General features: G+C 45.9%; 14 protein-coding genes. 6 read left to right on the plus strand and 8 right to left on the minus strand.

Annotated elements, in window-relative coordinates:
- The 4 genes from B9J87_RS06535 to secF form a co-directional block, all read left to right on the plus strand.
- The coding region (locus B9J87_RS06535; protein ID WP_141201547.1) for an SH3 domain-containing protein at positions 1 to 659 on the plus strand (659 nt) is incomplete at its 5' end.
- A 91-nt stretch (positions 660 to 750) separates the two neighbouring features.
- On the plus strand, positions 751 to 1,224 hold the full coding sequence (locus B9J87_RS06540) for a hypothetical protein (RefSeq protein ID WP_088733210.1): 474 nt from the start codon (positions 751 to 753) through the stop codon (positions 1,222 to 1,224).
- A 97-nt stretch (positions 1,225 to 1,321) separates the two neighbouring features.
- Positions 1,322 to 3,160 carry a protein translocase subunit SecD gene (gene secD, locus B9J87_RS06545; RefSeq protein ID WP_094149841.1) on the plus strand — a complete coding sequence of 613 codons (1,839 nt, stop codon included), beginning with the start codon at positions 1,322 to 1,324 and terminating at the stop codon, positions 3,158 to 3,160.
- A 2-nt stretch (positions 3,161 to 3,162) separates the two neighbouring features.
- Positions 3,163 to 4,065, plus strand: coding sequence for a protein translocase subunit SecF (gene secF / locus B9J87_RS06550; protein WP_094149843.1), 903 nt, complete (start codon positions 3,163 to 3,165; stop codon positions 4,063 to 4,065).
- 100 nt (positions 4,066 to 4,165) lie between these two features.
- Here the strand turns inward: secF and B9J87_RS06555 are convergent, their stop codons facing one another.
- The 6 genes from B9J87_RS06555 to napF form a co-directional block, all read right to left on the minus strand.
- Positions 4,166 to 4,300: a TIGR02808 family protein gene (locus tag B9J87_RS06555; protein WP_013868527.1), complete on the minus strand. Its 135-nt coding sequence runs from the start codon at positions 4,298 to 4,300 to the stop codon at positions 4,166 to 4,168.
- 12 nt (positions 4,301 to 4,312) lie between these two features.
- Positions 4,313 to 4,891 (minus strand): NapC/NirT family cytochrome c, encoded by a 579-nt coding sequence (locus B9J87_RS06560; protein WP_017050038.1) that lies wholly within the window; start codon positions 4,889 to 4,891, stop codon positions 4,313 to 4,315.
- Positions 4,892 to 4,923: 32 nt separating this feature from the next.
- Positions 4,924 to 5,379: a nitrate reductase cytochrome c-type subunit gene (locus tag B9J87_RS06565; RefSeq protein WP_013868529.1), complete on the minus strand. Its 456-nt coding sequence runs from the start codon at positions 5,377 to 5,379 to the stop codon at positions 4,924 to 4,926.
- A 73-nt stretch (positions 5,380 to 5,452) separates the two neighbouring features.
- Positions 5,453 to 7,942 carry a periplasmic nitrate reductase subunit alpha gene (napA, locus tag B9J87_RS06570; RefSeq protein WP_094149845.1) on the minus strand — a complete coding sequence of 830 codons (2,490 nt, stop codon included), beginning with the start codon at positions 7,940 to 7,942 and terminating at the stop codon, positions 5,453 to 5,455.
- On the minus strand, positions 7,939 to 8,244 hold the full coding sequence (locus tag B9J87_RS06575; RefSeq protein ID WP_013868531.1) for a chaperone NapD: 306 nt from the start codon (positions 8,242 to 8,244) through the stop codon (positions 7,939 to 7,941). The genes napA and B9J87_RS06575 overlap by 4 nt, the downstream gene beginning before the upstream one ends.
- 2 nt (positions 8,245 to 8,246) lie before the next feature.
- The gene (gene napF / locus B9J87_RS06580) at positions 8,247 to 8,741 is read right to left on the minus strand and encodes a ferredoxin-type protein NapF (RefSeq protein ID WP_013868532.1); all 495 of its coding nucleotides are present in this window, start codon (positions 8,739 to 8,741) and stop codon (positions 8,247 to 8,249) included.
- 215 nt (positions 8,742 to 8,956) lie between these two features.
- Between napF and narQ the strand changes: the two genes are divergently transcribed.
- Entirely contained in the window at positions 8,957 to 10,681 is a 1,725-nt protein-coding gene (gene narQ, locus B9J87_RS06585; RefSeq protein WP_094149847.1) for a nitrate/nitrite two-component system sensor histidine kinase NarQ, read from the plus strand.
- Complete coding sequence (locus B9J87_RS06590; protein ID WP_013868534.1) at positions 10,668 to 11,300, plus strand: response regulator; 633 nt, start codon at positions 10,668 to 10,670, stop codon at positions 11,298 to 11,300. Before narQ ends, B9J87_RS06590 begins: the two co-directional genes overlap by 14 nt.
- A 66-nt stretch (positions 11,301 to 11,366) precedes the next feature.
- On the opposite strand, the gene dcuC is transcribed toward B9J87_RS06590, so the two are convergent.
- Positions 11,367 to 12,734 carry an anaerobic C4-dicarboxylate transporter DcuC gene (gene dcuC / locus B9J87_RS06595; protein ID WP_017045375.1) on the minus strand — a complete coding sequence of 456 codons (1,368 nt, stop codon included), beginning with the start codon at positions 12,732 to 12,734 and terminating at the stop codon, positions 11,367 to 11,369.
- Between the two features lie 297 nt (positions 12,735 to 13,031).
- Complete coding sequence (locus B9J87_RS06600) at positions 13,032 to 14,159, minus strand: acyl-CoA desaturase (protein ID WP_088729444.1); 1,128 nt, start codon at positions 14,157 to 14,159, stop codon at positions 13,032 to 13,034.
- Positions 14,160 to 14,335 lie beyond the last annotated feature (176 nt).

The following is a 14,335-nucleotide window of genomic DNA, read 5'->3' on the forward strand; positions in this document are numbered from 1 at the left end:
TTCTATTATTGCTGCTTGGGCTGGCGGGCGCAGGCGCTGGCTATTACTTTCTTTATTATCTTCCCGAGCAAGAAGCACTGCAGGCCGATTCGTCGAGTTCGAACGATGAAGAACAAGTGCCAACCACTGAGACGGCTCCTAAAACGGCCTTGCCACCAAAACCGCTCGTTAATGATTTATATGTCGATTTAGCAAGGCTCGGAGTAAGAGAAAAGCCCGATGCACAAGCATTTGTTGAGCGGGTTCTATACCGTGGTGATAAGGTGAAAATCTTGGAACGTAAATCGGGTTTTGGCCGCATTACCGATTATTTTGTCTATGAGGAAAACGGGCCTGAAGTTGCGGAGTGGATACCTCTGGATGGTTTAGTGGAGCAGCCTCCGGTGATCAGTGCAGAGGAGCGCCGTAAAACGGTCACGCAGTACATTGCGAATTCGGATGATTTTAAACTCTATGAAACGGCTTTTGTGCAGAAAACCGATGAGTTGCTGAAAAATGAAACCTGCGTACCAGAAGATTTTGAAGAGCTTGGTGGTTGGGTAAAGTCACTCAAATATCAAGAACGTGAGGTTTATTTTGTGTATTGTGGCGGCCAGAAGTTAGCGAACAAAATTTACTTTGATATACAAAGCAAAGAAATATTTTACGCTTCTCATTAGCTAAAGTGATAAGAGCATTTAGATCTTTTTACTTGAGGCTTATGGTTGTCAGGAATATGATGCCTGCTTGAGTTGAGAGGAATGATTTTTCATGCATTGGCACTTTATTAAATATGTCTGGTTTACGCTTCTCGCGGTGGTTCTGCCTTCGCAAGCGTTCGGCTATTTAATTGAAAGTGAAACGCACAGCCACGCTGAACGTAAAGTTATCCAACAACATGGTGAAAAAACCTCGCTCACGGCGATTGTTCATCAACAACCTATCTCTGATCAACAAGATAAACAAACGGCTCCACCCGTATCAAAATCGCTTCACTCAGACACTTCTGCTGCAATCGTTACCGCGTCTCGTTGGGGAGTAACTTCCCGAGTCGTTGAATACGATGGCCCCACTTTTGTCGATAACACGCCCAATTACGACGTCACCGTCGCTCCCTTTAGGCTTTATCTTTTTCCTGTCGCTGAGTTGGCGGCATGGCAAGCTCGCCCCTATAGTTCTAACCACAGAATTTCTGGTTGGAAAGAAACCAATGCCATGTATGTGGCGTTAAATAGCCAGTACTGATCCTTCTTACTTTATATCAAGTGACAAAGTCACTCGCTTGTTCATTTAACTTGTTTATTTAAAGTAATAACAACTCAGCTTTGCTGAGAGGATTGGTATGAAAAAAACACAAAATAAAAAGGCGTCAGCACGTCTTATTAATCACTATTCTGCGTGGAAGTATATCGTATTGGCCGCCACTTTGGTTGTGCTTGCCTTGAGCGCTATACCCACCTGGTACGGCGAACAGCCGTCGATTCAACTGCAAGTCTCCGCTAAAAATGAGACGCTTAATTCAGTCGTGGAATTAACTCATCTACTCGAAAAAAACGATATTGCGGTACAAAACATACAGCAGCAAGGTGGGAAAACGACCTTAGTCTTTGCTGATGAAGTCCAGCAAACGCACGCCAGAGAATTACTCGATGGCATGATTGAAAAAGAAGACAGTATTACGTTCTCTTACGTTTCGGTTGCACCAACATGGTTGACAAATTTAGGTTTTAACCCGATTAAACTAGGGTTGGATCTGCGTGGTGGTGTGCAATTTTTGCTGAACGTTGACGTGGATAAAGCGTTCCAAGAGCAGCGTGACAGCATGATCGATACCGTGAAAGATAAGCTTCGTGACGAGCGTCTTCGCAGCGTGAAAGTTAGCTCTGAAGGTATTGATGGCTTCAAAGTAATGAGCAATTCAGCGGAAGATCTCAATAAAATCAATGCATTTCTTAAAGAGACTTACTCAGGGTGGGATATCCAACGCTCTTCTGATCAACTGCTGATCAAGCCTTCAAAACAGAATCGAGTCGATTTCCAATCAACGACGCTGCAACAGAACCTCAAGATTATGCGTGATCGCATTGAAGAGCTAGGCATCACTGAAGCTATGGTTCAGCGCCAAGGTGAACACAGCATTCGTATCGAATTACCGGGCGTGCAAGACCCATCACAAGCGAAAAACGTGATTGGTGCGACGGCGAGCCTTGCTTTTTATGAGGCGAAATCACCCAGCGAAGCGTTTACGTCGCAAGACATTGTGCTAAAAGATGAAAATGGCCGCAATGTTGTACTTACTAAACGCCCTGTATTAACCGGCGATCACATTGTTAATGCGCGCGCAGGTATTGACCAAGTGGGAATGTCTGAGGTCAACATCTCACTTGACCACGCGGGTGGCAAAATCATGAGTGATTTTTCATCCAAGCATATCGGTAAGCCGATGGCGACCGTGTACCGTGAATACACCACCAATGCTCGTGGCGAAACAGAGCGTAGCGAAAAAGTGATTAGTGTTGCGACCATTCAATCGCAGCTGGGTAGCCAATTTAGAATCACTGGTGCAGGTTCGATGGAAGAAGCACAGCAGCTGGCTTTATTGTTGCGCGCTGGTTCATTAACCGCGCCTGTGACTATCGTAGAGGAGCGTACCATCGGCGCTTCATTGGGCGCAGAAAATATTCAAAATGGTTTTGCCGCATTAGCCTTAGGTATGGCATTAACGCTGACTTTTATGGCGCTTTGGTATCGCCGCTTAGGTTGGGTGGCGAACGCGGCGTTGCTGTTTAACATGGTGTGTCTCATTGGTCTGATTGCCTTATTGCCGGGTGCTGTGCTGACCTTGCCGGGGATTGCTGGCCTAGTTTTGACGGTTGGCATGGCCGTCGATACCAACGTGCTAATTTTTGAACGCATCAAAGACAAAATCGCGGAAGGTCGCAGCTTTGCGCAAGCGATTGATACAGGTTTTAGCAGCGCCTTTAGCACCATTCTTGACGCCAACGTCACCACTATGATCACCGCCGTGATTCTGTATTCGATCGGTAATGGTCCAATCCAAGGCTTTGCCCTGACCTTAGGGCTCGGCATTATGACCAGTATGTTCAGCGGTGTGTTTGCTTCGCGTGCGGTTATCAATCTCATTTGGGGACGAGATGCTCGTCGTGATGTAAGGGTATAAACATGATTGATTATTTGAAAAACCATATTCGTCCAATTCGTTACATCACGAGCGTACTCTCTGTGACATTGATGCTGATCTCGTTAGTGGCGTTTGGTGTGAAAGGCCTTAATATGGGTTTGGATTTTACTGGTGGGATGGTCACCGAAGTTACGGTCGATAAAACCCTTACCAACAAAGAATTGCTGCAAGCGTTGAAACCTACATTAGGAGATTCAACGATGCTCACCAAAGCAGGTGAAGAAGGACGTTGGGTTATCCGCTACGCGCTTCCTGAAAGCGATCAAGAAACGCCTAATATCCCAGCTCTGCTCAGCGATGTCTCTGAACATGTGACGGTGGTGAGCAACAGTATGGTCGGCTCGCAAGTGGGGCAAGATCTGGTGGAGCAAGGTAGTTTAGCGTTGATGATCTGCTTACTGTGTATCTTAGGTTACTTGTGTTTCCGCTTTGAATGGCGTTTAGCGAGCGGCTCGTTGTTGGCCTTGCTGCATGACGTTATTTTAGTGCTCGGTTTCTTTGCTCTGACACAGATGGAGTTCAACCTAACCGTGTTTGCGGCGGTACTGGCGGTATTAGGTTATTCATTGAACGACTCTATTATCATTGCCGACCGCATTCGTGAATTGCTTGTGGCTAAGCAAAGCACGCCAACCAAAGAGATTACCGACCAAGCCGTGATTGCGACTTTCTCACGCACTATGGTGACTTCGGGTACGACATTACTCACCGTTTCCGCATTGTGGTTAATGGGCGGGGAGCCGCTTGAAGGGTTTGCTATTGCAATGTTCATCGGTATTATTTCTGGAACTTGGTCTTCAATCTCAATCGGGACTGTGTTACCAGAGTGGTTGAAACTTGAACCTAAACATTACTTGCCTGTAGTGGTGGATTCCGCGCCTTAGTATTTCTGCGCATGTCATTTAAAGTGAAGTAAAAAATCCGCCTTATGCACAGGCGGATTTTTATTGGGAGTTGACTATAAATTACGGTAGGAAGTGTGATTTATAGTTCTTTATCTTTACTCAGTGACAGCAACCAAAGTGAAACGGCGGCAACCACCGCAAAGCCGCCGAAGATAATAACAGGCATCGCGCTGTAACCAAGAATATGCCAAATCACCGATTCTAATGTACTCATGGGTTAATTCTCCTATTGCCAGCCTTCAACGCCTTGCATGTCTGGCAGTTTATGTGCAATACCTTTATGGCAATCGACACAGGTTTTTTCACCACTAGCAAGGGCGGTTGAATGCTGTTTGGCACTGCGTGGACCTTGCTCTGAAAAATCCATGTATTCGAACTCATGGCAGTTACGACACTCTAATGAGTCATTATTTTTCAATCGTGACCACTCACGCTCCGCGAGATGTGCTCGACGTGCTTGAAACTTTTCGGGTGTGCTAATGGTGCCTAATATCACATGAGCAAACAACTCTTTGGATGCTTGCACTTTGCGGATAATCTTGTCTGTCCACTCATGGGGAACATGGCAGTCAGAGCAGATAGCACGTACGCCGGAACGGTTAGAATAGTGAATCGTCTCTTGGATCTCTGCCACAATCGGTGCATGACAGCCTGAGCAGAATTCTTCTGAGTTTGTTGCTTCCATACCGGTGTTAAATGCGCCCCAAAATAGCAGACCACCTGCAAACCCCATGAACAATACGATGCCAACGGCCGCTTTACTTGGGCTTGTGAGCCTTTTCCAAAACGCTTTTAATAATTTCATAAATAGCCTCTTAAGTTATTATCTGGCTACGATTAGCGAAGTGAATCAACGGATTTGAACTCATTTTCCACCAAAGGCTTCGCAATGGCTTGCGGTACATGGCACTGTAAACAGAAGTAACGGCGCGGTGAGACGTCAGCTAGCACCGCATCTTCACGGTTAACATAGTGGGTCACGCTGATTTTGGTTGCGCCCATCTCTTTGGCATTTTTCCAACTGTGACAAGCAAGGCACTTATTGGCGTTTAGCGACACTTCGTAGCCACGAATGTTATGCGGGATCAAAGGTGGCTGATAGACGTATTCGCTTTCAAGCGCTTGATCTCTTGGGTACTTCTTAAAGTCGTCTGCAGGACGAGTCTCTTCAAGTTGCGTTGCGCCACGCAGCGATTCCAGCCCACCGTTGCCGCCGGGGTTATTCAGTTCCGCCTGTACCGTTTGGCCAAATAAAGCCCCAAAAGATAAAAGGGCGATCAGTAGTTTTTTCATCTTAAATTCTCCGCCTAATGGCTCATTCTGAGATCGGCCCCCCATAGGGCAGCCGATGCATTCATTAACTGGCTTACGCTACTTTAGTGATTTTTACCGGACATTTTTTGAAGTCTGTCTGCTTCGACAGTGGGTCCGTGGCATCTAAAATCAGCTTGTTAATCAAAATGCGAGCATCAAAGAATGGGACAAAGACCAAACCATGCGGTGGACGATTTCGGCCGCGCGTTTCCACACGCACACGAACTTCGCCGCGTTTGTTGGAAATCAATACTTCATCGCCACGTCGTAACCCACGCGCTTTGGCGTCATCTGGGTGGATGTAACAGAGCGCATCGGGTACGGCTTTATAAAGCTCAGGAACGCGCCGCGTCATAGTGCCGGTGTGCCAGTGTTCTAACACGCGGCCCGTACACAGCCACAGATCAAATTCGGCATCAGGTGATTCCGGCGGCGCTTCATAAGGAGCGGAGATGATCCACGCTTTACCATCCGGTTTGCCGTAGAAATCCCAATCAGATCCTTTTTTCGCATAAGGGTCGGAGCCTTCTTTAAAGCGCCATAACGTTTCTTTACCATCCACAACCGGCCAACGTAAGCCGCGAACGTTATGGTAGGTATCATAAGGCGCTAAGTCGTGGCCGTGACCGCGTCCGAAACTGGCGTACTCTTCAAATAACCCTTTTTGTACATAGAAACCGAAGTGATGTGCGTCATCGTTCAGTTCACGAGCTTCTTCAAGCGGGAATTGATCAACCTGTCCGTTTCTGAACAGCATATCAAACAGGGTTTTGCCGCGATATTGTGGCGCTTTGGCGAGTAATTCTTCAGGCCACACTTCTTCCATTTTGAAGCGTTTAGAGAACTCCATTACTTGCCATGAGTCTGATTTTGCTTCGCCTACCGTGCCAACTTGCTGATACCAAGCTTGAGTGCGGCGTTCAGCATTACCGTAAGCGCCTTCTTTTTCCACCCACATTGCGGTAGGGAGCACTAAGTCGGCTGCTTGCGCTGTGGCTGTTGGATACGGATCAGACACGACGATAAAGTTTTCTGGGTTGCGATAACCCGGTAAACGTTCTTCGTTAATATTCGGGCCTGCTTGCATGTTGTTATTACACTGCACCCAGTAAGCGTTGAGTTTGCCATCTTTGAGCATTCGGTCTTGCTGTACGGCGTGAAAGCCCGGTTTTTCAGGAATGGTGCCTTGTGGAAGCTTCCATGTCTTTTCAGCAATCGCACGATGTTTGGGGTTTGCCACCACCATGTCAGCTGGCAAGCGGTGAGAAAAGGTTCCGACTTCACGTGCCGTGCCACAAGCGGATGGTTGACCTGTTAATGAAAATGGACTGTTGCCAGGTGTGGCAATTTTGCCCGTCAGTAAGTGCAGGTTGTAGACCAAGCTTTGCATCCAAACACCGCGAGTATGTTGGTTCATGCCCATAGTCCACAGTGACATCACTTTGGTGTTAGGGTCAGCGTATTGTTTTGCTAGCGCAATCAGTTTATCTTCGGCAACACCTGACATTTGCGCGGCTTTTTCAACCGTATAAGGCGCAACCGAGGCTTTGTAAGCTTCAAAATCAATAGCGGTTATATCACCAGAGTTGGCATTTTTCGCTTTAACTTGCAGTGGGTGCTCGTCACGCAGACCGTAACCAATATCTGTTGTCGCTTGTTTGAAATGAGTGTGTTTGTTGACGAAATCCCAGTTCACTGCATTGTTTTGAATGATGTAGTTGGCGATGAAGTTGGCGATGGCAAGGTCACTTTGTGGGTGGAAAATGTAACCGTGGTCGGCCAGCTCAAACGAACGATGATAATAAGTCGAAAGGACATTTACTTTAACGTGTGGGTGACTTAAACGACGATCGGTAATACGAGTCCAAAGAACCGGGTGCATTTCAGCCATGTTTGAACCCCAAAGCACAAAGGCATCAGCGTGTTCAAAATCATCATAGCAGCCCATCGGTTCATCAATACCAAAGGTGCGCATAAATCCAACAACGGCTGAAGCCATGCAGTGGCGAGCGTTCGGATCAATATTATTAGAGCGAAAACCCGCTTTCATTAGTTTAACGGCGGCGTAACCTTCCATCACAGTCCATTGGCCCGAACCGAACATGCCAACACTGGTTGGCCCTTTCGCTTTTAGAGCTTGTTTCCACTTTTCAGCCATCACATCGAAAGCCTGATCCCACGACACTGGCGTGAATTCTCCATCTTTATGATATTGGCCATCTTTCATGCGCAGCAGTGGCTGTGTTAAGCGATCTTTACCATACATGATTTTTGAAAGGAAGTAGCCTTTAATACAGTTCAACCCTTTGTTAACGGGCGCTTCAGGGTCACCTTGTGTGGCAACCACTTTGCCGTTTTGGGTACCGATTAATACTGAACAGCCCGTACCGCAGAAACGACAAGGCGCTTTATCCCAAGTGATTTTTGTTTGGTCTGAGCTGGCAATCAAGTTCGTTGCGCTGGCGGGTAGAGTAATACCGGCGACAGCGGCTGCGGATGCGGCTGCGTTTGCTTTCACAAACGCGCGTCTTGTCATTTTCATACGTCATCCTCAATGTGGGAATGTTGTGTTCCAGTGTTGGTATCCGTGTCATCCAGCCCACTTTCTATTTGGTGATAAACCAAAGCGGTGCTGAGAACGTGTGGTAAGTTGTTAATTGCATCGATGGTGTCAGTAACGAAGCCTTGATTTTCCGTTTCCAAAACGACGATCATTTTCCCTTCGTTGCTTTGGCCATACACTTCGGCGTTCTCAAACGATTCGATTGTCGCTTTGAGCGCAGCTAAATGTTCAGGTACGACGTGAACGATCAAACTTGAAATATGTACTTCATTGAGTGACATGTTTATCTCTCATTATTATTAATATTGCTCACACGGATGGCTGAGGTTGGACAGATGGAAACGCACGCGCCACATCCGTTACAGGCATCAATATCGACATTCGGTTGCGCCACTTTTCCGATCACTAAATTGAACGTTATAGCGCTGACTTCACATGACTCAGCGCAGCTACGGCACTCCACATTGCGTTTAGCCAAGCAGCTTTCTTCGAGCTCTGCTTTAGCCAGCCACGGTTGTGTTGAGCGAGGTGCGAAAATTGGTTCTGGGCAGCTCTGCGCGCACTGATAACAAAAGGTGCACTCATCAATATGAAAATCTATGGTTGGGAAGCCGCCATCACCTAAGGTGATGATCTTTGTTTCGCACGCGTCTAGGCAGCGGCCGCAGCGAGTGCACTCATCTGAAAAGGAGAGGGGGTGAGCAATCCAAGGCAAGCGGACAATGGTGTCATCGACCTGATTACGAGAAAAAAAACGCCTTTTCGAGAGATCAACCAAAGTGCATTCCTGTATTTGTTAACAAATCTTCATTTATCCATACACAAATTGTAGTTTTTGTCCTATTTCTATAAATACCCCCAAGGAGGTAATTGGCTAGTCATGTTGTTTTAGATCAATAAATTCAAGCGCGAGTGATCACATATTGAATGGCTTTAACGACAGCGGCGCCCAATCAGATACAATAGGCATGGAGAGGTTCACGGAGAGATGTTTTGAGAAAACGATCCAAACAGTCGGTCACCAGCACCATTGCCAAAGCCATGGTGTCGATTTTACTGTTATCGGTTGCCATCACAGGGTACGCCATTTTTACACTCGCTTCCTCACTCAATGATGCTGAAGCGGTGAACGTGGCTGGTTCAATGCGTATGCAAAGCTATCGATTGGCACATGATATTCAAAGTAACTCGGTGGATTATTCATCTCACATTTATCTTTTTGAACGTTCGCTTTATTCACCATCAATGAAAGCATTGCAGCGTTGGCCTGTGCCAAACGACATCACCAAAGATTATTATCAGTTGATCATTCGTTGGCACGAACTGAAAAGCTTGTTAAATGGCGAGAACAAAGACCGCTATCTTGATGAGGTAGCGAAATTTGTCAGCCAAATCGACCGTTTTGTCTTTAAGTTGCAGCACTTCTCAGAACAAAAGCTGATCCAACTGGCTTGGTTTGGCGGCATGGGGTTGGGTGGTGTGTTATGTATCTCATTGTTTGTGGTGCATTTTATTCGTAAGGAAGTGGTGGGGCCATTGCGTTCGCTAGTGACCGCCAGTGAGCAGATCCAAAACCGTTCATTTGATGTATCGCTCAATGTTACCAGCCATAATGAAATGGGGATCTTAACCCGCACGTTTAATAAAATGGCCACCGACCTTGGTAAGCTGTACCTCGGTTTAGAGCAAGCGGTGAATGAGAAAACCCATAAGTTGCAAAATGCCAACCAAGCACTGCAAGTGTTGTATGACTGCTCGCAAGAGCTAACCGCATCGCGCATTAGCCAAGATAATTTCCAAGCGATTTTGCAACACTTGGTCACCATTGAAGGGGTCACATTTGCCCAGTTAGAAATTGGTGATGACGCGGGTAAAAGTACGCGCTTATCCGAAGGTGAGAGCAATGGGTTCTCCCTTTCTCCGCTTTTGCTGAGCTTAGATGGGATGCAACTGGGTTACTTGTATCTGCAATACAGCTTGCCTTGTCCAAATAGCGCCTTGATTGATAACTTCGTACAAATATTGTCGCGTGCCATTTATTATAATCAAGCACAGAAACAAGCCGAACAGTTGATCTTGATGGAAGAACGCGCCACCATCGCTCGCGAACTGCATGATTCGTTGGCTCAATCGCTTTCGTATCTGAAGATACAAGTATCATTACTAAAACGCGTGATTGGCCGAGCAGAGACCCCGCACGCCGCAGAGAAAAAAGAGCAAATCATTTTAGATATTGATCAAGGTTTGTCGGGCGCTTACACCCAGTTAAGAGAGCTATTAACCACCTTTAGGCTAACGATTAAAGAAGGCAATTTTGGTCAAGCGCTCAAGGGCATGCTAGAGGAACTTGGCGAGCAAACTACGGCGGAGATAGTGCTTAATAATAATTTGTCATCGATTGATTTAGATGCGCATCAACAAGTGCATTTACTGCAATTGATCCGAGAAGCGACTATCAATGCTATCAAACACGCTCAAGCTAATGTTATTCAAGTCAACTGTGATGAATTAGACGATCAGGTGATGGTGACGGTCAAAGACGATGGGGTTGGCTTTGATCAACAGCGTGCTAGGCTCAATCACTATGGATTAAGCATTATGCAAGAAAGAGCGGCGCGGCTGCATGGCGCAGTGTCAGTAACCTCCGCACCCAATGCTGGGTGTGAAGTTATATTGAAATATAAACGTTCAAAGGATACAAATTTTGACGAGATGTAGAGTAATGTTGGTAGATGACCATCCTTTAATGAGACGTGGTATCAACCAGCTATTGAGTTTTGAAGATGACTTTGAAGTGGTTGCTGAAGCTTGTAACGGCAGTGAAGCCATCGCTTTGGCACATGACATCGAGCCGGATCTCATTCTGCTTGATTTGAATATGAAAGGCATGTCAGGGCTCGATACGTTAACAGCGCTTCGTGCGGATGAATCAACCGCTACCATCGTTATTTTAACCGTATCAGACAGTGCGCTCGATATTGAAGCTATGGTGAAAGCGGGGGCTGATGGCTACCTTCTTAAAGATACAGAACCAGATGAGCTGGTGGAACTGCTTAGACAGGCCGCGACGGGTGTAAAAGCGTACAGCGAGTTTGTTACTCAGTACCTCGCCGAACGTCATACGCATGAAGATCTTTTTGAGGCATTAACCGACCGTGAAACTCAGATTTTAAAAGAGGTCGCGAAAGGGTATCGGAATAAACAAATTGCTGATCGTCTGTTCATTTCTGAGTCGACAGTAAAGGTGCACATGAAGAGTTTGCTGAAGAAGCTACGCGTCCCATCGCGCACGGCAGCAACGATTTTATACTTGGAACGCTATAGCGAGAGTAAATAACACCTATTTGGAAATAGCGGTTTGAAAAAAGGGCGTCCTGTTGAACGCCCTGATTGTTTGTCAACGTTATGCTGTCATCGGTACAAGGATTACTGTACCAATAATGACCGTGATTAAACCGAGGATGACAGGAACGGAAGTGCGTTTTACCACTTCAAATGGACTGATATGGCCCATACCAGCTGTTGCTACAACGACGCCTGATACTGGAGAAATGGTGCGCCCAAGGTTTGAAGCTTGCAGCATCGGGATAATGAGAAAGGCTGGATTCACGCCCAATTTAGCCGCCAACGATGGCGCTAACTCAACAAAGGCGTAGAACGGAGCGTTGCCTGAACCCGTCGCAATAGCGGCTGCTACGGTAAGACCTGTCAAAATCAGCATCAAGGCTATGCCGCCTGCGCCTGCGGTTTCTGCAAGATGAAGCAGGTTATCAATCGCCCCAATCGACATCAAACCTTGTGCGAACACGCCCGCAGCAACCAACAACATCACCACGCCTTTGAATGCTTCGGCCATGCCTGCGTAGCATGATTCTAGATCTTCTAACGTCTCTTTACCTTTAAAACGCTTCGTCACGAAGTCAACCAATGCACCGATGAAGATGGATCCGACCACAATGGTGTAAATATCAAGGCTCAAACCTTGAATGGTTTCTCCGTTGAATAAGAACACACCCACAATAGGTAAGAATGGAAGAGCCGCATAGTAAGCCGGTGCTTTCACTTCGATGGCGGAAACATCGATTTTTTCCATCGGTGTGTTGTCTTTCTTATCGAGATATTTGTTCCAGAAGAAGGCCGCGATCGCCATGACGATAATGGCACAGATCGAAACAGGAAGAACCGTTTCCACGGCAAAAACGTGTAAAGGTAGGCCTGATTTTTCCGCCGCAATAACCACATCACCGGATGTCGGGGAAAGGATGATCGCAGCAGGAGATGCACATACCGCAACTGCGGCCGGACGAGAGATCCCCATCGCTACCATCATCGGAAATAAAGTGGCCATTAACAGTACGCCAAGACCCGTTGCTGAGCTCACCGCTAAAGACATCAAACATGCCACAATGTAAGCAGCAACCAGCAAGATATAAGGGGATGTAATAACCGAAAGAGGTTTAGAAAACTGTTTTACAACCACATTGTTGGCGCCGATGTGTGTCATGTACGAAGCAAAACCACACAGCAACATAATTTGCATGCCTAAACCGCCACCACTGTAACGTAACATGTATTTCACGAATTCGAGTGCATCCGTTACCGTGTTACCGGTTGAGGGTACTTTGGCTGGCAGCACTGAATAGCCAAGTGCGCCAGTTAATAGCAGTAAAACGATACCTGCGGTGAGTAACACACCGGCTGGCTTGTAACCTTTAACAATGAAATAACCCACCGCTACTGTTACCGCCAAGCCAATTAAAAGCTCTAGCATTTAAGTCTCCTGAAATTATGAACAATATTGCAAAAACGTGTATCAATTTATGACAAGGAATTTACCGAAAAGAATGCTGTAGCACGAGAGCAAGTTGAGCTTTAGATGATCTAAAACAATAAAATTATCAATTGATAACCTAGTTGAAAATTCTTTAACTTTGAATATGTTTTAGTCGTTCTAACTATTCATTTAGCAAATATGCGGCTAGAAGTTCTGTTAGAGGGGGGGATAATTTAAGCTAAGAAAAATGAAGCCACTTAAGGCATGGCTTCATCAAATCTGTAAAGTATGAATTTAGGAGTACTGACGCACAATAAGCTGCCAATTGGATTTTTGTAGTGCTAATTGTTGCTTCACTTGTCGATAGCGCAGCATCAATAGGGAGTGTTCATATCTACGAACCATATTGTTTTTTTTACTTTCGATCAGCTGTTTCTTTAATTCATAATACTCTTGCAACTGTATGACTAAAGCGTCAAATTCACGTTGTATGCTGGCCATAACGAGTTGCTGATTGGGTAACGCGGCGATCTGTTTTTGCGCATGGCTTAATGCCATTAACGCTTTCGCTTTTTCTACCTTAAGGGGAGGCGAAGTGCGCAGTTTACCAGCCAACCCAAGCCACGAGCACAGCTTGATCAGCCATTTTGTTGGGTCGTATTGCCACCAATAAATCCCATTACGATAATCGTTTTCAAAAATATGGTGATAATTGTGGTAGCCCTCGCCAAAAGTGAAGAAAGCCAAAATACCGTTATCGCGGGCTGTATTTTTATCAGTATAAGGCTGGCTACCCCATATATGAGCCAGCGAATTGATGAAAAATGTCGTGTGATGATTGAGCACTAAACGCAGTGCACCCACGATCAGTAACATGCCCAGTATATCGTGATAAATAAAACCAAGGATCAGAGGAACGCCCAAGTTCATTGCGAGTGCCAAAGGCACATAATACTTATGCTGCCACATGACGATCTTATCTTTTTGCAGGTCACGGCAGTTGGAGTAGTCATCGTACGTGGTTTTATTGTAGTGACGCAGCATCCAACCTATGTGTGAAAACCAGAATCCACGTTTGGCTGAATAAGGATCTTTGTCATTATTGTCTACATGCTTGTGATGAACTCGGTGATCAGAAGACCAATGTAGCGCACTGTTTTGCAGTGCAAACGCCCCACCTAATGCAAACAATAATCTCAGTGCCCAATGTGCTTCATAGGCTTTATGTGACCATAAACGGTGATAGCCCGCGGTAATGGAAAGGTTGCAAAAGGAAAAACAAATCATCAGCCAAAGCCAATGCTCCATGCCGTAGCCAAATTGCCATCCATACAAAGGGGCTGCAATCGTCGCTAAGCCCAAGCTGAAGCTAAAAATGACGATGTTTATCCAGATAAGTGGTGGTTTTGATGCCGATTTCATGATTAAAATCCTTGAGCTTACAGTTGTTCGCTAGAATATCAGCGAACAACTGTAAGTCAAAGAGGTTTAATGATTCTTTTAAGGGATTGTGACTAGTATATTTTGCTTTTCTATTTGAACCGAATAGTATGAAAGACGATGTTAATCCTTACAGGAAGTAATAAGGACTAGAATAT

The sequence above is a fragment of the Vibrio sp. V19_P1S1T109 genome, from assembly GCF_002241375.1.
Lineage (GTDB): Bacteria > Pseudomonadota > Gammaproteobacteria > Enterobacterales > Vibrionaceae > Vibrio > Vibrio anguillarum.